The organism is Nostoc sp. (genome assembly GCF_036917235.1).
In the GTDB taxonomy this organism is placed as follows: Bacteria; Cyanobacteriota; Cyanobacteriia; order Cyanobacteriales; family Nostocaceae; genus Nostoc.
Map to the genome: position 1 here is coordinate 96,292 of NZ_JBALDU010000029.1, position 21,368 is coordinate 117,659.

Annotated in this window: 19 protein-coding genes and 1 riboswitch; of the genes, 7 read left to right on the top strand and 12 right to left on the bottom strand. The window is 42.6% G+C overall.

Going from position 1 to position 21,368, the window contains the following annotated elements; genetic code table 11:
- Nucleotides 1–85 precede the first annotated feature (85 nt).
- The 4 genes from V7K44_RS09320 to V7K44_RS09335 all read right to left on the bottom strand — a co-directional run bounded on the left by V7K44_RS09320 (nucleotide 86) and on the right by V7K44_RS09335 (nucleotide 5,048).
- A complete protein-coding gene (locus V7K44_RS09320) occupies nucleotides 86–1,858 on the bottom strand; it encodes an ABC transporter ATP-binding protein (protein WP_334930782.1) in 1,773 nt (590 codons plus the stop codon).
- A 189-nt stretch (nucleotides 1,859–2,047) separates the two neighbouring features.
- Nucleotides 2,048–3,955 carry an ABC transporter ATP-binding protein gene (locus V7K44_RS09325; RefSeq protein ID WP_334930784.1) on the bottom strand — a complete coding sequence of 636 codons (1,908 nt, stop codon included), beginning with the start codon at nucleotides 3,953–3,955 and terminating at the stop codon, nucleotides 2,048–2,050.
- A gap of 548 nt (nucleotides 3,956–4,503) precedes the next feature.
- Nucleotides 4,504–4,710 (bottom strand): GNAT family N-acetyltransferase, encoded by a 207-nt coding sequence (locus tag V7K44_RS09330; protein WP_334930786.1) that lies wholly within the window; start codon nucleotides 4,708–4,710, stop codon nucleotides 4,504–4,506.
- Nucleotides 4,711–4,757: 47 nt separating this feature from the next.
- Entirely contained in the window at nucleotides 4,758–5,048 is a 291-nt protein-coding gene (locus V7K44_RS09335) for a hypothetical protein (RefSeq protein WP_334930788.1), read from the bottom strand.
- A 497-nt stretch (nucleotides 5,049–5,545) separates the two neighbouring features.
- Between V7K44_RS09335 and V7K44_RS09340 the strand changes: the two genes are divergently transcribed.
- Nucleotides 5,546–6,253 carry a class I SAM-dependent methyltransferase gene (locus V7K44_RS09340; protein ID WP_334930790.1) on the top strand — a complete coding sequence of 236 codons (708 nt, stop codon included), beginning with the start codon at nucleotides 5,546–5,548 and terminating at the stop codon, nucleotides 6,251–6,253.
- The gene (locus tag V7K44_RS09345; RefSeq protein ID WP_334930792.1) at nucleotides 6,250–6,849 is read left to right on the top strand and encodes a glutathione S-transferase family protein; all 600 of its coding nucleotides are present in this window, start codon (nucleotides 6,250–6,252) and stop codon (nucleotides 6,847–6,849) included. Before V7K44_RS09340 ends, V7K44_RS09345 begins: the two co-directional genes overlap by 4 nt.
- 234 nt (nucleotides 6,850–7,083) lie before the next feature.
- Here V7K44_RS09345 and V7K44_RS09350 read toward each other — a convergent pair whose 3' ends face one another.
- Together V7K44_RS09350 and V7K44_RS09355 are read right to left on the bottom strand one after the other, a co-directional pair.
- Nucleotides 7,084–7,617 (bottom strand): protein-tyrosine phosphatase family protein, encoded by a 534-nt coding sequence (locus tag V7K44_RS09350; protein ID WP_442940676.1) that lies wholly within the window; start codon nucleotides 7,615–7,617, stop codon nucleotides 7,084–7,086.
- 144 nt (nucleotides 7,618–7,761) lie between these two features.
- Nucleotides 7,762–8,880 carry a sulfate ABC transporter substrate-binding protein gene (locus V7K44_RS09355; RefSeq protein ID WP_442940677.1) on the bottom strand — a complete coding sequence of 373 codons (1,119 nt, stop codon included), beginning with the start codon at nucleotides 8,878–8,880 and terminating at the stop codon, nucleotides 7,762–7,764.
- A 275-nt stretch (nucleotides 8,881–9,155) separates the two neighbouring features.
- Here V7K44_RS09355 and V7K44_RS09360 point away from each other — a divergent pair, with 275 nt between their 5' ends.
- Both V7K44_RS09360 and V7K44_RS09365 read left to right on the top strand, forming a co-directional pair.
- On the top strand, nucleotides 9,156–9,293 hold the full coding sequence (locus V7K44_RS09360; RefSeq protein WP_334930796.1) for a hypothetical protein: 138 nt from the start codon (nucleotides 9,156–9,158) through the stop codon (nucleotides 9,291–9,293).
- A gap of 6 nt (nucleotides 9,294–9,299) precedes the next feature.
- Nucleotides 9,300–9,848: an HAD family hydrolase gene (locus tag V7K44_RS09365; RefSeq protein ID WP_334930798.1), complete on the top strand. Its 549-nt coding sequence runs from the start codon at nucleotides 9,300–9,302 to the stop codon at nucleotides 9,846–9,848.
- A 313-nt stretch (nucleotides 9,849–10,161) separates the two neighbouring features.
- Here the strand turns inward: V7K44_RS09365 and V7K44_RS09370 are convergent, their stop codons facing one another.
- From V7K44_RS09370 to V7K44_RS09380, 3 genes are all read right to left on the bottom strand, one after another.
- Nucleotides 10,162–11,034 carry a bile acid:sodium symporter family protein gene (locus tag V7K44_RS09370; protein WP_334930800.1) on the bottom strand — a complete coding sequence of 291 codons (873 nt, stop codon included), beginning with the start codon at nucleotides 11,032–11,034 and terminating at the stop codon, nucleotides 10,162–10,164.
- Nucleotides 11,035–11,246: 212 nt separating this feature from the next.
- Nucleotides 11,247–13,613, bottom strand: coding sequence for an arylsulfatase (locus V7K44_RS09375; RefSeq protein WP_334930802.1), 2,367 nt, complete (start codon nucleotides 13,611–13,613; stop codon nucleotides 11,247–11,249).
- Nucleotides 13,603–14,625: a formylglycine-generating enzyme family protein gene (locus tag V7K44_RS09380; RefSeq protein WP_334930804.1), complete on the bottom strand. Its 1,023-nt coding sequence runs from the start codon at nucleotides 14,623–14,625 to the stop codon at nucleotides 13,603–13,605. Before V7K44_RS09380 ends, V7K44_RS09375 begins: the two co-directional genes overlap by 11 nt.
- A gap of 880 nt (nucleotides 14,626–15,505) precedes the next feature.
- Nucleotides 15,506–15,590, top strand: a riboswitch (ZMP/ZTP riboswitch).
- Nucleotides 15,591–15,627: 37 nt separating this feature from the next.
- On the opposite strand from V7K44_RS09380, the gene V7K44_RS09385 reads away from it, so the two are divergent.
- A complete protein-coding gene (locus V7K44_RS09385; RefSeq protein WP_334930806.1) occupies nucleotides 15,628–16,179 on the top strand; it encodes a GNAT family N-acetyltransferase in 552 nt (183 codons plus the stop codon).
- Nucleotides 16,180–16,271: 92 nt separating this feature from the next.
- Nucleotides 16,272–17,087: a creatininase family protein gene (locus V7K44_RS09390; RefSeq protein WP_334930808.1), complete on the top strand. Its 816-nt coding sequence runs from the start codon at nucleotides 16,272–16,274 to the stop codon at nucleotides 17,085–17,087.
- Nucleotides 17,088–17,390: 303 nt separating this feature from the next.
- Here the strand turns inward: V7K44_RS09390 and V7K44_RS09395 are convergent, their stop codons facing one another.
- The 3 genes from V7K44_RS09395 to V7K44_RS09405 form a co-directional block, all read right to left on the bottom strand.
- Nucleotides 17,391–18,581, bottom strand: a complete 1,191-nt coding sequence (locus tag V7K44_RS09395; RefSeq protein ID WP_334930810.1) for an LLM class flavin-dependent oxidoreductase — start codon at nucleotides 18,579–18,581, stop codon at nucleotides 17,391–17,393.
- A 118-nt stretch (nucleotides 18,582–18,699) separates the two neighbouring features.
- Nucleotides 18,700–19,800, bottom strand: a complete 1,101-nt coding sequence (locus V7K44_RS09400) for an LLM class flavin-dependent oxidoreductase (RefSeq protein WP_334930812.1) — start codon at nucleotides 19,798–19,800, stop codon at nucleotides 18,700–18,702.
- Nucleotides 19,801–19,845: 45 nt separating this feature from the next.
- The gene (locus V7K44_RS09405) at nucleotides 19,846–20,625 is read right to left on the bottom strand and encodes a class II aldolase/adducin family protein (RefSeq protein WP_334930814.1); all 780 of its coding nucleotides are present in this window, start codon (nucleotides 20,623–20,625) and stop codon (nucleotides 19,846–19,848) included.
- Between the two features lie 460 nt (nucleotides 20,626–21,085).
- On the opposite strand from V7K44_RS09405, the gene V7K44_RS09410 reads away from it, so the two are divergent.
- Nucleotides 21,086–21,214 carry a hypothetical protein gene (locus V7K44_RS09410; protein WP_334930816.1) on the top strand — a complete coding sequence of 43 codons (129 nt, stop codon included), beginning with the start codon at nucleotides 21,086–21,088 and terminating at the stop codon, nucleotides 21,212–21,214.
- Nucleotides 21,215–21,368 lie beyond the last annotated feature (154 nt).

The following is a 21,368-nucleotide window of genomic DNA, read 5'->3' on the forward strand; positions in this document are numbered from 1 at the left end:
TCCCTCTATGGATTGTCTGGGCTGAAGATGGAGTGCTTGGAGTTTGGAAGAATTGATTGAGGAATTGAATTTGATTCACGACAGTTCAAGTTTCGTCTTGCATACCACTGAGCTTGGCGTAATAACCATCTTGGGAAATTAGTTCGTCATGACTGCCAGTTTCCACGATACGCCCTTGCTCAAGTACGTAGATCCTGTCTACATAACGTGCCGCCAACATCCGGTGAGAAACCAGTATCGTGGTGAGTCCCTCCCTGACTGCTCGCAATTGCGATAGAACCAAAGCTTCGGTTCTGGTATCCAACGCAGAAAAGCAGTCGTCCAGCAGCAAGATAGGGGTCTGGCGAATCAGTCCACGGGCTAGACTGGTTCTTTGCTTCTGTCCACCTGATAAAGTTACTCCACGCTCGCCAATTAATGTGGATAAGCCTGCACTGAATTTGTCGATCGTTGCTTTAAGCTGTGCAGCTCGCGCAGCCTGCCAGATTAACTCTAGTGGTCGCTCTGGATTATCGAATGAGATATTCTCCGAAATTGGTGCTGCGAACAAAAAAGTATCCTGGGGGACAAATGACAGATTCTGGCGGAGATGACTTAGCGGGATGTCTCGTAGGTCTTGCCCATCCACTTTGATTTGTCCGCTATTAGACTGCAATTGCCTGGCCAGCAGCCGCAGCAAGGTGGATTTGCCAGATCCTACGCGACCAATGATGGCAATCATTTCGCCAGGGCTAATACTTAAGGATATCCCTTCTAGAACCAGACGCGATCGCACTCCAGCACCAACCGGGTAACTATATGACAGATCGTAAACTGCGATTTCGCCATTGATAGGCTGGGCTGATAAACCTGCCGGGGCATCTTCAATCTCAGGTTTTTCATCCATGATCTGAAATACTCTGGTTGCAGCTGTACTGGCATTCAGCAAAGCATACACTACAAAACTGCTCTCCTTGATCACTCCCAGAATCATAGCCAGATAAAAGATGAAAGCTGTCAGCGTGCCGACGCTCATTTGCCCAGCCAATACTTGGCTTCCACCCACGCCAACAACGATTAAGGTCATCAAACCACTACCCAGCACAGTGGAGGCAGTGAAAATAGCGTTCAAATTGATCAACTTTTGATTAGCTAGCGCATAACGATGTGACACTCCTGTAAAGTGTCTAATCTCTCGCTCTTCCTGGGCATGGGACTGGATGGTACGGATACCCTTGAGGTTTTGCTGCACCGTTTCTGTCAACGCACCAAAACCCGCTTGCACTGCTGCCGATGCCAGCAAAATACGCCCAGCCAAATACCAGCCATTAGCGGCTATCGCTACCAGTAACGGAATGAGCAACAATGTCAACTGAAGCGACTGTTGCACCATAAAAATCGGTGCAATTAACGCCACACCGATTAGGCTCACTAGTCGATGCACCGCAGAACGAAAAAAGCGACGAATGGATTCCATGTCATTAGTCGCTCGTGCAATCAAGTCACCCAACTGGTAATTTGCATAGAAGCCGCGACCAAGGGTTTGTAAGTGTGCATAGAATTCTTGCCGTAAGTCATAAGATATGTAAATTGAAATTAGTGCATTTTTGCGGCGACCAAAGTGCAGGATCGCAAAGCGTACAGCCGTCAAACCAAGTATTGCCAGAACCGGCAATAAGATATTCTCGTCTTGTTTTGAAATCAGATCAATGCCAACTTTTAGATAGATGGGAATGGCAGCTTCAACAACATGAACAGCCAGCAGAGCTAATACTGCTATCAACCACTGAAAACGGTAAGGCTTAAAGTAGTAAAAAAGTCGCTGCAATGAAGTTAAAGTATGTAAGTCCGCTTTCAATCTTTCTTGGTCGACTAACATCGGTTTAATCTTGCTATATAGGGAAAACTCAATATTGAATAAAGGCGATTATTTTGTCGAGTTGCTCAATCACAACAGTTTGTATTTAAAGATAATGTACAGCTTTTTAATTACCGAATAATCAGGATTATACACTTTAATTGAAGTCAATTTTTTGTACAAATGTGCATTTCGGAAATTACCTCAATATTAGAAATCTTTAGTTGGGTGGTTTGATGTATTTTGACGTATGCCCTTGTACAATTGTGCTTCATAAAGCGTTTTATAAAAACCATTACGAAGCATCAATTCTGTGTGATTTCCAACCTCGACTAACTGGCCATGGTTTAATACAATAATGCGATCGGCTCGGCGGATGGTCTGTAACCTGTGGGCAATGATGATGGAAGTTCTGTTGGTGGTGACTTTGGCCAGCGCTGCTTGGATGGCAGCTTCAGTTTCGGGGTCAATACTGGCAGTGGCTTCATCTAGAATCAAGATTTCGGGGTTCAAGGCAATGACACGCGTAAACGCTAACAACTGGCGTTGACCTTGCGATAGATTTTGGCCGCGGTCTTCCAATACCGTATCAAAGCCTAGTGGCAAGCCCTCGATGAAATCTAGGGTCTGTATCAGTTCGGCGGCATGTCGGGCATCTTCTGGCGTGATGGTCGAGTTACCCAATGCAATGTTGTCATAAACGGTACCAGGGAACAGATGAAAGTCTTGAAAAATTACACCTACACGCTTACGGATCTGTGCAGGGTCTATCTGCATAATGTCGATGCCGTCAATGAACAAGCTTTTTTCAGGCACATCGTAAAAACGGCAGATGAGCCGGGTTAGCGTGGTCTTGCCAGAGCCAGTAGGCCCGACAATAGCGATGTTCTCACCGGGTGCGACATTCAGATTGAAGTGCTGGATAACTGGTTCGCCAGTTTCATAACGGAAATTCAGGTCACGAAACTCGATACGTCCGTGTAAGCCTTCGGGCAAGGGTGTAGGCTGGGAGGGGACGGACAAAGACTCCTTCCAATCCAGCAGTCGGAATATGCGATCGCAAGCCGCCGCCGCTCGGAATACTGCATTAGCTTGATCGCCTAAAGCCACAATCGGACGGAACAGCATGTCGCTGAATTGCAAGAACAACACGACCGATCCCAGGGTGGTAGTGTGGTTAAGTACATGTTGTCCACCGAACCAGAGGATACAAGCGATCGCCAAATAAGATATGTTATCGACGATCGGATTGTATACGGTCTCTGCCATGATGGCCTTAGTCTCAGCCACCCGATTTGCATCATTAATAGCAGAATACTGTTTAAAGCTCAGTGCCTCCCGCCCTGACATCTGCACGATTTCAATACCTGATAAGTTTTCGTGCAAATGCTCGTTGAGGCGCGATAAGGTGGCACGGATGACCTGATAAATCGGACTAGAATAATATCTGAACGTGACGATCACACCCGCCACAAAAATCAATAAGGGTGATAGCTTTGCTACCAGTATCGCATCCAGAGACAGCATTACACTAACAGCGACAACCAGGGGAATCAATTCTCCAGCTAGCGCACCGATACCTGTCAGCAGTTCAGACAAGCTCTCGATATCGTTAGCGATCCGAGTCAATACCTGCCCAACCATAACCCGGTCATAAAAAGCAGCAGGGAGATGCTCGACATGGGCAAACAGATCCCGACGCAAGTCGCTCAGACCCAATAGTGCTGCACGGGACAACTGGATGCGGAAGGCGTACCCAAAGCCAGACCAAAGCATTACCCAGAGTAAGCCGACTACGCAGGCGGCGATTATTTGTTCGGTGTCTAGCGTGATTGCTAACCATTTGATTAATGCCGTTTGTCCATAGTCTGGGAGATCAGTCCGGTAGTTATGCATCAGGATACCGTCTACTACCACTCGACTAACCACAATTGGTACTAACACGGCGGCGGTGGCCGAGAGCATAGCAAACAGCAGCGCTAATGCAATACGCCATCGGTACGGAACCATCCAGTGCCGTAAGCGCCAGACATTGCTGGCAAAGGAGTTACGCGTACCGATTGATGCTTCAAAGGGGTCGAGCCGGCCAAGAGTGTTAGAGGTCTTTAATGATGTCATATTGCGATCGCCCCAGTACTTCTGTATAGATGTGTGACTGCTTTACAGCTTGCTTCGGCGTTGTGGCAAAGTTGGTTTTTCGCTAGGTCATGTAATCATTGCTTTTTTGATGTATTTGCTACTGGAGCAATCTGTAAATTTCCGGTCTTCTTGATTCAAGATTAAGCTGATATTTCACTTCTTCTATTTCCTACTGCTTGTTTTAGTTACTAGAACCACTTATTAAAAAATACTGTTAATCAATCAAGTTAGCGTATTTTAATGAAGTTTAATAGTCTCATGAACCAGAGTAAAAGGCAAGCATAAAAATATATAGCCATTCTTGCTATGAGAATGATTAGTTAATTCCCGGCTTATGGTTTGTGTAAGGCGCAAATCAACGGGATGGTTTACCAAGGTAGTGTAATAATAACGATGCTATGCAAATAGCATCGTTATTATGGAAGACATAGATATGTGAACTTTTGAACTTACTGATGAGTCTGCTGTTATCGCCCTATGGATGCCAGAGCGCGAGTTAAGGCTGAGTGCGCCCCTACCTGCCACGCCTATGAAAGCATCTGTTTGAGTAACCTTGTTCCGTATCCCTGGTTGCGAAATTGCTGCCGAGTCATCAAATCAAAAATCCCACAATAACCGTTGTTCACAACACCTAAAGCACAAGCTACAGCTTGACCATTTTCTTCAAGAACAGCGAAAGCCGATGTAGTCGGAGCTAAGTGTAGGATTTTGATGTGATTGTTCTGAGTAACCAAATCTATTCCGGCAATTTCACAATAACTACGTAGTCAAGGCTCTGGCTCTAGTTTAATAAAAAAACTGACTGATTATGTGTCGAATCTAGCTTTTGATAAAGCACAAGTGATGGGTCAATGTAGGCATAATCTGCTGAAGCAAGGTGGCGGTCTAATGCTGATTGGTTCGAGTCATCAACAAACGATAGCAGCCGGAAAATCAAACTTTGTAAACGTTCTTTATAAAAAGACTCGTAACAGTTAATCATTGTTAGATAAGTTAGCATTGCTAGAGTTAAGTACATTGACCGAATTAGCCCGCTTGGTATGTCCATTAGCGAAACATAGAATCCAACCATAGTAATTCACCTGCTCGAAAGCAGTCCAAGAGGCTAAACTAGCTAATTCAATTTCGAGTGGATAAATAATTAATTAAATAAAAAATACCTCGTTTCTGGTAAAGATCATTGATATAAAATATCACGCAGATTATACAGTAGATCAAGATTTAGATTAACCTTGTTTGAACTGAAAATACTGATAGCACTCTTTATTGAGCTATTTGCTTAACATCAACCAATAGCCAAGTTTTTTTGCACCAAGATATCTACAAGTTTTGTTGTTTTAATACAAAATATAATTTGACTAATTTTATTGATGTAAATATTTTATAAGCTCTAAATTTAATTTTTCAAAAATATTTTATTATAAATATCGGTAAGTTAACCGACTTACAGTAGTTAAAAAAATATCAGAGGTTTACAAAAAAATTGTTAATACTAGCAAACTAGTAAACTTGATTAACCAAAAAAGTTATTAAATATCAAAATTTAGTTAGATTTTTAAACTTTTACCCATGCTCAATAATGTAATTCAACAACAAATTCAATACTATCGTGCTAGAGCTAATGAATACGAACAGTGGTTTTATCGAACTGGTCGTTACGATCGTGGCGAGGAAATTAATAGGCGTTGGTTTGATGAAGTAGCAATCCTTAAAACTGCCTTACATCAAATTGAACCAGTTGCACACATCTTAGAACTCGCTTGTGGAACAGGAATTTGGACACAAGAACTTTTACAAATTGGTCAGCAAATCACAGCAATCGATGCCGCTCTTGAAGTAATTGAGATTAATCAACAAAAACTTCAATCACCTCACATCACTTATCAGCAGTGGGATTTATTTACTTGGGAACCCGAACGGCAATATGATTTAGTATTTTTTTCTTTCTGGCTGTCTCACATTCCTCCAATAGAACTCAGTTCATTTCTTCAAAAAGTATCTAGATCTGTTCGCAATGGAGGACAAATATTTATCATTGATTCTCGCTTTGAAACAACCTCTACCGCTAAAAACCACATTCTTAAAAATGACGGAAGTATTTATCAAATGCGGAAATTAAATGATGGTCAGGAATTTCAGATTGTCAAGGTTTTCTACCAACCAGATGAATTGAAGCATCAATTGAGACTTGCTCAGTTCAACGCTGAAGTAAAGGTAACAGAAAACTATTTTATTTATGCTCATGGTCAGAAAATTACAAGCTCCCTAGAACCATGATGAAACTTTTCTATACACTTAACTCTCCATACGCACGGGTAGCACGAGTAGTTGCATTAGAACTAAATTTAGCTGACCAAATTGAAATGAAAAAAGTTACTGTGCGCGAGCCAAATAGTGAATTACTCTATTACAACCTCACAGGCAAAGTACCCACCTTAGAAACTGAAGATAAATTCATTTTGAGTGAAACGCGCGTCATCTGCGCTTATCTTAATAACTTGAATAATGACATTCAGCTATTTGCCAGTATCTGTGATGCGCCTTTGTTACAGTTTGAAGGTATGGTTGGTGGTTTTTTAGATGGCATTGCTGTTTGGGTACGAGAGATACGGCGTGCAACAGATGAACAATCATTCTCTGTAATTGAGCTAGAGCGAGCGCGTGCATTAAGATGTCTAGGACACTTTGAACAGTGTTCGCATAGGCTTACTCAACAGTCTATATTTGGACAAATCATGCTCGGTTGTACTTTGGGGATCATGGAAGCACGTCTGACCCAATTTCAATGGCGGCAAAAACATTTGCAACTTGCTAATTGGTACGATGAATTTTCTCGTCATCCTTTTATGCAAGCAACAATACCAGAAGTTTAAAACATTGCTCGCTTGTAGTAAACGCAGCATCAATAGTTATTAAATAAAAAATATATAGTCATACCATTTTACGAGAATTTTGATACAAATGCAAACCCTGAAGGCTTTGCTAATCCTAGTTTTTTAATTGCGAATTGCGAATTGGTATCAGGATATATATTGCTTCTCAAGCTTGCTTTTTATTAGCGATCGCTGTTCTTGACAAACTAAAGACAAACACTATTACTCATATCTCTAATAACTACCCATTGCTATACGACAATTGTTTAAAAGTTCATCAAGTTGCTTAACGGCTCGAAAGGGATTTTTACCTATAAACACAGATGCAATTACAGCTTCATAAGGATTTCTGCCTGTTCTTTTGACGGCGGCTAACGCATCTTTATTGGAGAATCCCCGAATACTAACCAACCATGCAGCTAGCACATGACCAGTGCGGCCAATACCACCCGAACAGTGTACAACTACTTTTTCACTTTTTTTGTCTGCTGCTACTAAAAAAGGAATTATTCTTTGGGTGAGCATTTCTAAATTAGCGAATTGAAAATCTGTAATCGGTGCCCAACAAACTTGCTGCTCACCAAATTCTTGTTGATATATGCCTAAAAGATTCGAGTAAGGAGCTAGTTGCTTTTCGGGGAGAAGACAGCAGACTCGTTGGATATTTTGTTTTTTCATGAACTCAATCCAATCAGATACCTGTTGATTGGAGAAACCAGGTCTGGAAGCACCAAATACAATTGGTTCATTTAAGCTTTCACCAATAATGTCAACCCAGTTTAAACGATCTCCTCAATCAAATGGTTGTTGGAAAAGGAAAATATAGTTAGCGAGCGCTGGAATTATGAACCTTTTTTTAGTATGACTCATAGTCCAGAATCCTCAAATCTAGAGTCGAAAAATTTCAGCAATTTAGCTTAAAGATTTCTGGGCTTGAATTTTGTCAAAAATAGCACCTTCACTAAAAAATTTCTGCCCAATACTGTTCCAGCCTCCTAAATCCTCAACTTTCAACAAAGTTTTAATTTGAGGAAAATCGCTACTGAGTTGTTTTGCGATCGCAGTATCAACAGGACGAAACCCTATTTTGGCAAATTCTCTTTGTACCTCTGGAGTGTAGAGATATTGGACAAATGCTTCTGCAACTTTTCGAGTAGCGTGTTGTTCAACATTTTTATCTACTACAGCAATAGGATTTTCAATAGATATATTGACATCAGGGACAACATACGAAAACTTTTCGCCCTTTTGTTTTGATAGGATCATTTCGTTTTCATAATTGAGTAAGGCATCACTCTGACGTTGTTTAAAGAACAATTCGCTGGCATTGTGAGCAGTCTTGGGCTGCAAGGGTACATTTTTATAGACCTTGGAAATAAAATCTAATGCCTGACTTTCATTATTGCTAGTTTTTGTGGCGAAACCCCACAAACTCAGAAAATTCCAGCGCGCACCACCTGATGTTTTCGGGTTCGCTGTTATCACACTCACACCAGGGCGTGCTAAATCTGACCAAGTTTTAATATTTTTGGGATTCCCCTCACGAGTGGCAATTGCAACTACAGATTGCGTCACAATTGCATTATTTGGCGCTTCTTTTTCCCAGGCGGGTTGAATAAAACCTTTCTCAACAAGTTTCTCAACGTCAAGAGCTAATGATAGGTGTACTACATCAGCCTCTAAACCATCAATTACATTTAGGGTTTGAGAACCAGACCCATCATAACTTTGAGTAAAAGTCAGATTTTGGTTATGCTCTTTTTTCCACTTATCTACGAATTTGGGAATGATCTGCTCGTATGCGTCTTTTGTGACCGAATAGGAAACAAACGTTAGCTTGACATCACCAACAGAAGTCGCCTTAGTATCACCAGTCTTATCAACGTTAACACCAGAGCAAGCCGTCATGACTAGGCTTAAGCTGATTCCCACCAAAAATAAGGATATAAACCCTCGATGTTTTATAGCTTGCCAAAGCTTGACAATATAAGAGTGAACTGGCTTCGTTATGTATCTATGGTGTTGTTTGATACTCAAAATTTTCCCTTTAGGTAATAAATGCGGTATTCCGCGCGATTTACTGTAGTTTAAAGGTATTATAAGGTAATTCCTAAAATTACATAACCTTTTATTAACCTAAATTTAAACAAGTTGTAGATTACGTACTGAAAGAGGCTTACTGTTGCCAAAATGAGAGCCTTATTCGTACCTGTTTACGATTGCAGAAGCGAATGATGGTTGTTAATGTTCTTACTTTTGAATTTTCTGCAAAATGTTTCAGCTACCTTGTATAGCTAAATAAATATATGATTAAAGCCGTACTTTTTGACCTTGACGATACGCTTATAGATCATGATGCAGCAATTAGAGATGCAGCAAGTGCATTATTTAATAAAATCATACCTAATAGTAAAGATGAGCTAAATATATTTCAAGAACAATAGATATCCTTGAATGGAAAGTGGTACAAGAAGTTCTTTGCCAAACAAGTTACGTTTCAAGAATCGGGTAGAGGAAAACTGCAAGAAGCATTCTCAAAATATGGTTATCAATTTTCAGATAGAGATGCTGATGCCTTACTCTCGGAGTGCTGGGAGCATTACGTGAGTATGTGCCAGTTATTTAATGATGTCGATAAATGTTTTGCACAGTTACAAAAATGCAAGATTGGGGTAATAACAAACGGTCAGGAGGCGCAGCAGGTTGAAGTACTTAAACGATGCGGTATTCTGTCAGTTATGGATGTCGTTGTTACCTCAGAAGCGGCGGGATTTGCGAAGCCTGCGCCCCAGATTTTCCAGTTAGCTTGTGCCAAACTGGGAGTACAAGAAACAGAGAGCGTCTATGTTGGAGATAACCTTGAACTAGACGCGATTGCAGCCAAAGATGCCGGATTAATAGGAGTTTGGCTTAACCGTTTTAACCGTGGTTTGCAAGCATCTCCTCAGATTATAAAACGAATTAATCGGTTGACTGAACTATCAGAGCTAATATCATAGAAGCTGGCATAAAGTCCAAACTAAACTGTACTGTATTGTTGATTTTTAGCAAACAGTACCGAATTTGGTACAACCGCCCAAATCCGCGCCGACTCAAAACATCAAATAGCGATCGCAGAACTAACAGTGACAGTTGTGACACTATTCTTAGTGCTAGGGGCAGACACTCTATTCAAGCTGTAAATCTTTTAATTAAAGTTAGCAAAGCTGTTGTCAGCTAACGCACATCTGGACGCAGAGCTATAAAATATTGTAATGAGCGCGATCGCATCAAAGGCTGTCCCTTCTGCCTTCCGCCTTTTTTCGGTCAAGTTTACACCTCTACCTGTTTGATCTCTGCATCTGTTGCTTGGTCTATTTCTATAAACTTTGGCCCAGCAATGATAACTATCACCATCATTAATAGACTTGTCACCATGATGATGCTGACCACGCTGGGATCGTCAAAATTACTCGTAGCTACTAATAATGCTGCGGCAAAATTGCGTTGGGCTGTTCCGACTCCTAGTACTCGTTGAGTATCAATGCCAGGCCCGCCCAAAAGATAACCGACGCTAAAGGAGAATATAATAAATATCGCACAAACAAAGATTGCACCTGTTCTTAATAAGCTAATGATATCGTTGGTGTGAATGAAGAGTCTGACTACTAGACCAAAAAGTAATCCAATACTAGATAATTTGAATAAAATTGGCTGGATAATGGGAGCGATCGCAGCAAATTTAGCTTTGATAAATAATCCCATCACTAACGGACTAACCATCAGCAACAACAAGGGTTTGGCAATGTCCCAAGAGTTGATTTGCACACCTTGCACTACTAAAGGTAGTACAATCGGCAGATAGAAAATAGTACCCAGCATCAGCAACATCATTAATCCCACAGAAAAAGCTATATTGCCCTTAACTATTTGAGCAAGTTTAGGCAAAGCTGGCGGGCCTGATGCGAGTCCCATAATTAATAAACCATCTCTGAGTGGTTCGCTTAAAGGTACTAATTGTACTAGCAGATAAACAAAAACTGGCACCAATACAAAATTTGTTAGTAAAGACAAGATGACGAGTCGAGGGCTGCGGAGTGGTTCCCAAATCTGTTGTACCGTTAAACCTAAACCTGCACCCAACATAGTGCAAACAATGAATGTGAAAAGTGCAAGTTTGTCGATTACTACTAAAATTTCATTCATGATTTAATTATTTGTCAAAATAAATATCTAGTACACCACGGCGTAAAGAGAGCAACCATTTAAAATCTCTAAAAAGCTTATTCCATAATACTTTTGACTTCCGCCTTGCGGTACTAGTTGGGATAGGGAAGAGGGGACAGTAAAGGAATCCAGAGATTCGGGTTGTATTGAAGCCTATTCCCTGTTCCCCATTCCCTATTCCCTATTCCCTATTACTTCAACTCAAGGCTGACTTGCTGTAAGTTACCAGTAAAGGCAAACGGTACTTGATAAGTATCAACAACAGGAGTACCTGTATCTCTGCCAACATCAAAGGTTTCATCTAGGGCTAAACGGTAAGCGATGGTTTTTTCCACACGTCCTTCGGCTACCTGTTGGTCATTGATGAATAGTTTGCCGATTCCGCCTGCACCTACAGCGCCACCGTCATAATCAAAGTTAAAACGAAGTGTAGATTTACCGGGGGGCAATTTTTCTCTTGATTGGATGATGTAGCGGGCAGTATTGGCGTAGTTGTAGGCATAAGTAGGCTTGCCATCCTCAAGGAAAAAACTCCAACCAGCAAAGCGTCCGCCTTGGGTTAAAAGGACACCCTCTGCCCCACTTTCAGGAATTTCTACATTAGCTGTGATGCTGAAGGATTTATTTTTCAGGTTTGGGGCGCTACCTTCTGGAATGCCGAATGTACCAGGATAGTAGGTGAAAGTTGTGCGTCCTCTGGTGAGGCTGGGGCGAATTTTAACATCAAATCTTTCAGCGATGCGATCGTCTAGTGGTAATACTTGGTGCTTACGGGCTTCTTTTAAAAACAACTTTTGCAGTTTTTCTAGCTTGTCTGGGTTTTCCTTTGCTAGGTTGTTCGCTTCGCTGAAATCTTCTGTAATGTTGTACAGTTCCCACTCATCTGTATCAAAGCTACCTTTGACAGTTCGTTCCCAAGGTAAGCGACCGTGACGTGCTGCCGCTACCCAACCTTCATCGTAAATGGCTCGGTTGCCCAACATCTCGAAATACTGAGTTTGACGATGAGAGGGAGCATCAGGGCGATCGAAGGTATAAACAAGGCTAGTACCTTCGATTGGTTGTTGCTTAACACCATTCACTTCTTTAGGAGCAGTAATTCCCGCTACTTCTAAAATGGTGGGTGCAATATCAATTACATGATGGAATTGACTGCGAATGCCACCTTGGTCTTTAATATTTGCGCCCAAGGAAATCACCAAGGGGTTACGAGTTCCGCCAAAGTGAGAGGCGATTTGCTTTGTCCATTGAAAGGGAGTGTTGACTGCCCAAGCCCAAGCTGCCGGAAAATGGTTAAATGTTTTGGGACTACCCAAGTCATTATATGCAGCTAGCAGTTGTTGCAGATTTTCGGGTATACCGTTGAAGACTTGGAGTTCGTTGACGCTGCCTGTTAAACCGCCTTCTGCACTAGCACCATTGTCTCCAACAATATAAATAACTAGGGTGTTATCCAGTTCACCAAGTTGGTCAACGGCATCAATTAGCCTTCCTACTTCATAATCTGTATGACCTAAAAATCCAGCAAATACCTCGGCCATGTGGGCATAGAGTTTTTGCTGTTCTGCTGTGAGGGAATCCCACGCTGGTAATTCTTGGGGGCGAGGAGTGAGTTGGGCATTGGCAGGAATTACACCCAGTTGTTTTTGACGGGCAAAGATTTCTTCGCGTAATTTATCCCAGCCTTGGTCAAATTTGCCTTTGTATTTATCAATCCAAGCTTTGGGGGCGTGGTGGGGTGCGTGGGTGGCTCCGGTGGCGAGATAGGCGAAAAAGGGTTTTTCAGGAGCAATGGATTTTTGGTTGCGAATCCAGGCGATCGCATGGTCTACTAAATCAGGAGTCAGGTGATAATCTGGCTTGTTGGCTGGTTTCTCTACTCGCCTAGTATTTTCTACTAAGGCAGGACTCCATTGATTAGTATCACCACCAAGAAAGCCGTAAAAGTACTCAAATCCCAACCCTGTAGGCCAGCGATCAAAAGGCCCGGCGGCACTAGTTTCAAAGTCTGGGGTGTTGTGCCATTTACCGAAAGCTGCTGTGTTATAACCATTTTGTCGTAGTATTTCAGCAACAGTGGCAGCACTCTTAGGCAAAACTGTTGTGTAGCCAGGATAACCTGTAGCTAATTCCTCAACAACCCCTGTATTGACTGAATGGTGATTGCGTCCAGTTAACAAAGCTGCCCTAGTAGGCGAACACAGGGCTGTAGTGTGGAATTGGTTGTAGCGTAATCCTCTTTCGGCTAGGCGCGTCAAATTCGGAGTATCCACCGGGCCGCCAAAAGTACCCGCTTGTCCAAAGCCCACATCATCTAGGATCGCTAGCAAGACATTGGGTGCTTTGGCTGGGGCAGTTATGGGTTGGGGAAAGTCTGGTTGTGATTCTTTGTAGGTGAGGCCGATTTTACCTTTGAACTCTGGCAGAGGAACAGGTAAAACTTGGGATGTAGCTGCTAGGGCGGGGCCATTGACCATCAACAAAGTGATGAGCAAAAATAAAGCGATCGCCTTTGCAATTTCTGGAAACAAATTCCAGTGTTTGGATTCAAACTTCATTCTTCATCCTTTCTATAGTCAGGTTTTTCACTAAGCGAAATCCGATATGAGTAGTTCCCGTGTCGGGGGCTTGAGATTCTCGCGCTGCTGGGCGGAAGCGGCTGCAATAGTTGATCGCACACAAATAAGAGCCGCCTTTGATTACGTGTAGGGCGTTTTCGGTGGGTTTGTTGGGGTCAAAACTTTGTTCTGGGCCTTTTGGGTTGACACTGTGGTTTTTTTGGTTGTGTCCTGGACGAAACCAATCGGAGGTCAATTCCCAGACATTGCCTGTGATGTCATACAGACCATAACCATTTGGCGGAAAGGAACCAACCGGGGCAATACCCACGTAACCATCACTTTTGGTGTTGAAAAAGGGAAAGATTCCTTGCCAGGTGTTAGCTTTTTTCTCAGAGTACTGGTTGCCCCAGGCATAAGTTGCAGCATCTAACCCACCACGGGCGGCGTATTCCCACTGGGTTTCGGTGGGTAAGGATTTTCCTGCCCATTGAGCGTAAGCTACAGCATCTTCGTAGGCAATATGAACGACTGGATAATTATCTTGATGTGCGATGCCTGCGGCGGGCTGCGCGATGCCTGCGGCGGGCTGCGCCAACGCACTTTCTCTTCCAAATGGATGTCGCCAATTCGCCCCAGTCTGCCAATACCACCAACTCAGTTGTTTTGCTCCTGGTTTTGCGATTTCAAACACCAAAGAACCCGGTAATCTCTGCTCATCTGGCAAGTAGGGAAACTGTTCTTTTGATAAAGGGCGCTCTGCAACTGTGACATAACCTGTTGCTTTGACAAATGCCGCAAACTGTGCATTTGTCACTTCATATTTATCGATACAAAAGGAACTAACTCTTACCTCTTGAGCTGATAGTTCTTCTATCAAACCAGAATTATTCGATCCCATTGTGAATGTCCCACCGGGAATCATTACCATTTCTGAGGGACAGGAATTTACGGTAGCGGCAAAAGCAGGAGGAATGATGAGTGCCATCGCTACTCCTGTAATTAATAACATTACTAAAAAAATTTTCTTTAACACAGTGGTGTTGACTGCTAATAAAAATAAATTAAAATTCAGGCTAAATATTTCTAAAACATTTCCTGTGTAAAGCTATGACGTAATAATAGGCAAAAATCTAGCAATTTTTTCTCAAAAATTATTATCAGTGTGAACTAATTTAAAAAACTTTGAGTTTGTTTGAAATTGATATCATACGTTGTGTCGATAAAGTTACAGTATTTAATACTATATTGATAACTTACCTCTTAAGCAAAAATAAGTCAAGAACTTTTTTGGCTGACATGATATAGCCTGAAAATTGATATCTGATTTGTAAAAAAATCTAAAGACTACTGAATCTGACAAAAACTCCACCCACGGATCGGAGTTTTTTATTGTTTGGGAATTTTTTATATTTTTTGAACTCAACCTTTGAAAGCTGAAGTGCTACTACAATGAACCTTTATTGAATTGTATTGAATTATGAGCGATCGCATTTCATGAAGGAAATTTCATTGAGCAGTTTTCTAAGGTGTTTCATGTTAGAAAATACATTGTTTTCTTTCTCTACTTCCTCCTCCCTATAGCAATCCGGAATTATTCATGAGAAAATACTGAAGAGATTTATAAGTAATATTTGTCACAAAAAGTGTTGATAGCAATGTGGATACGTTAGCGAAGCTCACCGTTCGCGTAGCGTCTCGCAGAGAAGGTATCGCGGTTAAGAGGAAGTCGAAAATAGCAAAGATAGCATGAAGTCAAACGAGCGAGAGTGCCTTTGGCACACCAGGGCGAACGCAGTCAAAATGTTGCTATCAAAATATAAACCTCCAAAGTGACAGAATAAGGATATATTTAATATTATTGATGGTTAAAAGATTAGCTAAAATCATCAACCTCCTCATGTGACTGGCGATTTAAGTAGAAAAAACTACTAGGGAGCATGGGGAAATCTGATGCCGAACGCCTGGGCAGCCACTTTATGTAAGGCAATATGTGTCTTTAGAGGAACTGTTTATGGTTAGCGATAGCAAGCAACTCTGTCTCCAACACGCCAGCATATCTGAGGTTCCATCCCTTCACCAAATCTTGGTGGCTTGCGGTCTTGATATGAAAGACCGCTTCGGTTTGAGTCACTGGATGCCGCCAAATTATCCGCTTGAGCAAATGCTCCACAATGCTATGGAGCAGGAGGTTTACGCCGTTACAGTCGGCGAGAACCTAGTGGGCACTTTCACACTTGAAATGATGACAACAGTTCCATTGAGCTACATCAAGTATGGAAACATTTTTTGGCAGATATCAGATGTTCCGGCAGTGTATGTACATAAACTAGCAATACTTCCATCTTGGCAAGGCAAAGGGATAGGAACATGGTGTATGCAAGCTATTGAGAAGCTTACCATTGAGTGCGGTTACTCTGCTGTACGGTTGGATGGAGTGAAGACACACCTAAAGCTCTTGTCTTTCTATAAAAGCCGAGGATATCAACAAGTGGGGGAACTAATTTACAACTCAGATGTGTGGGTTGATGCAATTGTTTTCGAGAAAGTTTTAGTATTTCTGTAGCAATCAATTCTACAATTTCTGCTCCTACTGCATTTGCAGCCGTTTTAACTTTAGTAGACTCTACCGTATTATTTCAAATACCCTTCTAAACAATGTCAAAGTGTTACTGGCATGAACTCACAACGGTTGATTTCCGAAATCTCGATAGTAGTAATATAGCTATCCTGCCGATAGGCGCGATTGAACAGCACGGGCCACATTTGCCAGTTTGGACTGATACACGTATCGTCAACGGAATAATCGAGTGCTTCTTGACCGAGGGCACTGATTCAGCTAATGTACTGGTTCTGCCAACGCAGACTATTGGTCAAAGCCTCGAACATCTGGATTTTCCCGGCTCTTTGGCGCTTTCTCCTGATATACTCTTGGAAATTTTAAAACAACTTACGGCAAGCCTCACAGCAGTTGGTATCCGGCGGCTCTTAATTCTAAACTCTCATGGCGGCAATCAATCCGTCATTAGCGAAGCAATTCTAGCACTACGCCGCCGCTATAGTATGCTGGCAGTTACAACAAGTTGGTTTGCCCTTGGCGTTCCTAAAAGTATTTTCAATGACTACGAGATGAGTCTTGGTTTGCACGCAGGTGCTATCGAAACATCACTAATGCTGCATCTCGAACCGGATTTGGTCAGGCGGGATCAGATGCCTAAAGCAAAACTGAAACCCTTTGTCTTAGAGTCAAAAGATTCGCTTTTGAGTCCGTTCGGCCCAGCAAACTTCGGCTGGTTGAGCCAGGATATCTGTGAAACTGGTGCTTGGGGCGACGCAACCATTGCCACCGCTCAAAAAGGTGAACAAATTCTTAAACATATTGTAGGTCGTCTCAGTGAGTTGGTTGAACAAATCGCTCAGTTTGATTTAAGCCATCTCCAACCTGCTGCCGTTGATCCACTACAGCAAGGATGATCTTTCACCTTATCGATTTTGCCGATACATCCTATATCCCTGTTCTATCACCTCCGAAAACATTTGCCATTTCTTAATTCTAGAGCTTTTGTATAGCAAGCGATTGCGCGATTTTTTTCTAATAATACAAGACCAATTTTTTTCTAATAGTATAGCTTGTATTGATTGCCTCATGAGGCTTCTAGCGATCGCCCTCCCCGAAAGTGACATAAGAGGGCTAAATAATCTGCGTCTTATTGCCCAGCCACTCTTACTATTTTGGTTGATCTATCCCTGGATACATAATATTGATTTACAAGCAACTTATACCCTTAGACCCGCCTGTTTCATCAGAGGTAATATGCGATCGCCAAAAAACTCCAGGTCTGGCTTAAAGTCATAAAAGCTCAACTGCAAGCCATCAACACCAGCATTTTTCAACCTTACAAACTGCTCGACTACCTGCTCAGGTGTACCGATGACCTCGATGTTACCACCAATAGCCCGGCGCTTTGGTTCATCTTTACCCACGCGACCTTTCCAAGCGTGCGCGTCGCTGTTGAATCTGCTAAAGCCCAAAGGCGCAGCTGGGTCAGCATGAGCAACGATCGCATCGTGGTACTCCCAAGTTTCTTGCTCAGTTTCGCGGCTGATTACCATCGGATTGAGGAGGGTTCGCACTTCCCGCCCTATATCGCGTGCAGCTTGCTTCACTCTTTTAGTATGTGCAGGTAACGCTTCAATGGCGCTGAGGAAATCTGAACCTGCGGGGCTGGTGATGAACACAATATCAGAATAACGTGCAGCGAAAGAAATTCCTGCATCTGAGCCTGTAGCGTTGACTAGCACTGGACGACCATATTTCGGCTTAGGTGTAACGTAAGCATCATTGAGCTTCCACGAAGACTTACCCTCAAATGAGAAGTTCTCATCATCACCCCATAAGCGTAAGCGTTGCAGCACTTCGATGAACTCAGCTGCAAGTTCATAACGGTGGTCATGCTTAATGCGCTTCCAACCAAACATCTCGTGTTCAACAGCGCGGTGTCCAGTGACCATGTTAATACCCCAGCGACCCCCTGATATATGGTCGAGTGTTGCGCCATACTTGGCTAAGTGCAAGGGATGAATCGGCCCATACAACACATGGATGGTAGAGATCAGCATGATCTTCTGTGTCAGGCTGGTGAGTGCAGCTGTGGTCACAAAAGAGTCCAACGCTTGGCCGTTGAACACGCCGCCATAGCCACCTTTGGGTAGCCACTGTGACAGCGCAAATATCAAATCAAACCCCAGCGCCTCGGCTTGCAGCACAAGAGCCTTATTGTATTCAAAGCTCCAGTCTGTAGTGCGTGGTAATGTAGAGGCACTCCAACCGCCTGCTTGGATGGGCAAAAATAAACCCAGCAATACAGGCTGTTTCAACGCTTGAGAGAGGGGGCTGTCGGGAAAATATGTCGGAGCCAGAAAGCGATCGCTACCGACAATCGAACCGGGGTGATGGCTAAGGATCATCGTTCAAGTTTGGTAGATAACTAATCTATTAGCTTTGTTGCGATCGCACTCAACTTTGCTAGTGCGGTATAAACTGTAATTAATTCAACAGTTCTAGTAGATGTTTGTACCACGATCGCTATCTCCCAACTGCAACAGCTTGGCGTTCTCGTTTTGCTACTTCTGCACGCACTAGAGGAATGACTTCCCGCCCATAATCAATGGCATCTTGTAGCGGATCGAAGCCCCGGATTAACAAGGTAGTTACACCTGCGTCATAGTAATCAACTAAAGCTTCTGCAACTTGTTCCGGTGTTCCTACTAGCGCAGTTGTGTTGCCAGCAGCACCAGTAGCAGCAGCGATCGGTGTCCATAAACGCTTATCGTAGATTTCGCTTTTAGCTGCGAAATCCAGTAACCTTTGCGATCCTACCGCCTGTGGTCTAGCTGGGGGAGCGACTTTTGCACCTCCTCGTTGTTCTTGAATTCGTCCTAAAATATTTCTGGCTTTTTCCCAAGCCTGTTCTTCTGTCACACCCAAGATAGGACGCAGAGATACACTAAAACGGATAGAACGACCAAATGGTAAAGCCGCACGAACTTGGGCGATCCGTTCTTTAACTGCGGCAATTGGCTCACCCCACAAAGCATATACGCTACTATGCTTGGCTCCTACTTCTACTGCTGGGCCAGATGCACCGCCAAAGTAAAGGGGAATATGGGGCTTTTGCAGTGGCTTGATAGCGGAGAAAGCATCTTTAACATGGTAAAATTCACCCTCGTAATCAAAGGGTGTATCGCTTGTCCAGACACGACGGACAATTTCGAGATACTCATCAGTACGGCGATAACGGTTGTCATGGTCAAGCCAGTCGCCATCTCTTTGCTGGTCAGCATCACTACCGCCAGTGATAATATGCACCGCAATCCGACCATTAGTGAAATGATCTAGGGTAGCTGCTTTGCGTGCTGCTAAAGTTGGTGCTACAAAACCTGGTCGATGAGCAATCAAAAAGCCTAAGCGATCGGTAAATGCAGCTGCATGGGTAGCAACAGTAAAACCATCAGGGCTACTAGAGCTATAGCCGATTAATACTTTATCAAAATCGCCTTTTTCATGGGCTTGGGCAAACTCACGTACATATCCGGGGTCAATAATGTCATCCGCCAAACTACCTGGTACACTGTTTAACTCCGAAGCAGGTTTGGTGCGGATTAACCCGATAAACTCAACTGGCATGATAATTCTCCTTAATACTCCCTATTCTCTATTGCCTGTTCCCTTTCACTCCAATAAATCTGGTTGATCGCGGGTAATTTCATCCCATAAATATTGGAATGCACGCCAGCCTGCTTCGTGACTACCATTACGTTTTTGAATACTTAAGGCGAGGTCGTGTTCAATGGGGATGGGTTTACCTACGGCTTCTGCTAATAACTGGGATTTAGTAGCATCTTCTAGACGGATAAACCACCAAGCTGCTTCGTCTACAGTGTGTCCTACTGTTAATAATCCATGATTGCGGAGAATTGCGGCTTTGCTATTACCTAATCCTTCTGCAATGCGTTTTCCTTCACTGGTATCTAACACAACGCCTTTGTAATCATCAAATAAAGCATGATCTTGGTAGAAAACAGCAGAATCTTGGGTAATCGGATCGATTAACCTACCTAGCGATGACCAAGTTTTGCCATAGAAGGAATGAGCATGAGCCGCCGCTACTACATCTGGACGGGCTTCGTGGATTTGCGAGTGAATAGCATAAGCTGCTTGATTAAGTGCGCCATCACCTTGAACAACTTTACCTTCAGAATTCACTAGGATCAAGTCTGATACACGAACGCGACTGAAGTGAATACCAAAAGGATTGACCCAAAAATGGTCAGTGAGTTCAGGATCGCGGACTGTGATATGTCCTCCTAGTCCTTGGGCAAAACCTAAACGGGCAAAGATTCGCAACGCAGCAGCCAAGCGTTCTTTGCGATGACGACGCTCTGCTTCTATAGAAGTAAAGGTTGGTGGTTTAACAAGAGTACCATTGCGGACGATGGAAGTTTGCACCATGATTCTCAATTCCTATGAATAGAAGATTGTTTAATAAATGCAGCCAGTTACGACTCAGATGGCTGCAACGTCAAACTATTGGTAGCATTATTTGATTAATTTTTTTAACAGACGCGATCGCACAGGATTAATAAAATCTTCCGTCTCATTACTATTTACCCAAAGTTAGATTTGAAATTATCTAGCACAGCAACTCTTTGGAGTAGATTGATAACATTTTTTATTAATCTACGATAAACCAGTCGAGTTAATGTGTTTTTTTGCAATATGAACCTACCATAGTTTACCTGAAGAAGCAAGCTTAAGACTGTCACCCCTTGTTTTTTATCGTCATATATGCAAATCTCATATTTATAAAAGCGGTTTATCGGTCAATTTACAGTACTTTTACTCAAGAAATTAAAAATCAACTGCCAAGTGCCGATTATAAAGGTTCTGCAAAGCTCGTCTGAGGCTAGCTATGGAAGTTAAATTCCCCTTTACAGCAACTAGACTCACCATTGAGATTAATAATCAACGAAAAAATCGGCATTTATCATTTGATTTATTTTCCAAGGCTCAAAGCGATCGCTACAATCTTTATCAATAAGTAAGCGTTAATGAGATTATTTTAGAGTCTATTGAGAATATAACAGTCTTATTGACATGATGAGTTTGCCCTGTCTACTCCAGCCGAAGCTTTACTAGCATTTGAGCGCAATGATTTTGACGCATGGGTAATCTGGGACTCTTATACTGCGGAA

What these genes read in the sequence shown, in the direction of transcription:
- V7K44_RS09395 (WP_334930810.1), bottom strand. Translation starts at nt 18,581, where the DNA reads ATGATCCTTAGCCATCACCCCGGTTCGATTGTCGGTAGCGATCGCTTT.
- V7K44_RS09325 (WP_334930784.1), bottom strand. Translation starts at nt 3,955, where the DNA reads ATGACATCATTAAAGACCTCTAACACTCTTGGCCGGCTCGACCCCTTT.
- V7K44_RS09400 (WP_334930812.1), bottom strand. Translation starts at nt 19,800, where the DNA reads ATGCCAGTTGAGTTTATCGGGTTAATCCGCACCAAACCTGCTTCGGAG.
- V7K44_RS09375 (WP_334930802.1), bottom strand. Translation starts at nt 13,613, where the DNA reads ATGAAGTTTGAATCCAAACACTGGAATTTGTTTCCAGAAATTGCAAAG.
- V7K44_RS09340 (WP_334930790.1), top strand. Translation starts at nt 5,546, where the DNA reads ATGCTCAATAATGTAATTCAACAACAAATTCAATACTATCGTGCTAGA.
- V7K44_RS09385 (WP_334930806.1), top strand. Translation starts at nt 15,628, where the DNA reads ATGGTTAGCGATAGCAAGCAACTCTGTCTCCAACACGCCAGCATATCT.
- V7K44_RS09345 (WP_334930792.1), top strand. Translation starts at nt 6,250, where the DNA reads ATGATGAAACTTTTCTATACACTTAACTCTCCATACGCACGGGTAGCA.
- V7K44_RS09380 (WP_334930804.1), bottom strand. Translation starts at nt 14,625, where the DNA reads ATGTTATTAATTACAGGAGTAGCGATGGCACTCATCATTCCTCCTGCT.
- V7K44_RS09405 (WP_334930814.1), bottom strand. Translation starts at nt 20,625, where the DNA reads ATGGTGCAAACTTCCATCGTCCGCAATGGTACTCTTGTTAAACCACCA.
- V7K44_RS09410 (WP_334930816.1), top strand. Translation starts at nt 21,086, where the DNA reads ATGGAAGTTAAATTCCCCTTTACAGCAACTAGACTCACCATTGAGATT.
- V7K44_RS09370 (WP_334930800.1), bottom strand. Translation starts at nt 11,034, where the DNA reads ATGAATGAAATTTTAGTAGTAATCGACAAACTTGCACTTTTCACATTC.
- V7K44_RS09335 (WP_334930788.1), bottom strand. Translation starts at nt 5,048, where the DNA reads ATGGTTGGATTCTATGTTTCGCTAATGGACATACCAAGCGGGCTAATT.
- V7K44_RS09390 (WP_334930808.1), top strand. Translation starts at nt 16,272, where the DNA reads ATGTCAAAGTGTTACTGGCATGAACTCACAACGGTTGATTTCCGAAAT.
- V7K44_RS09320 (WP_334930782.1), bottom strand. Translation starts at nt 1,858, where the DNA reads ATGTTAGTCGACCAAGAAAGATTGAAAGCGGACTTACATACTTTAACT.
- V7K44_RS09360 (WP_334930796.1), top strand. Translation starts at nt 9,156, where the DNA reads ATGATTAAAGCCGTACTTTTTGACCTTGACGATACGCTTATAGATCAT.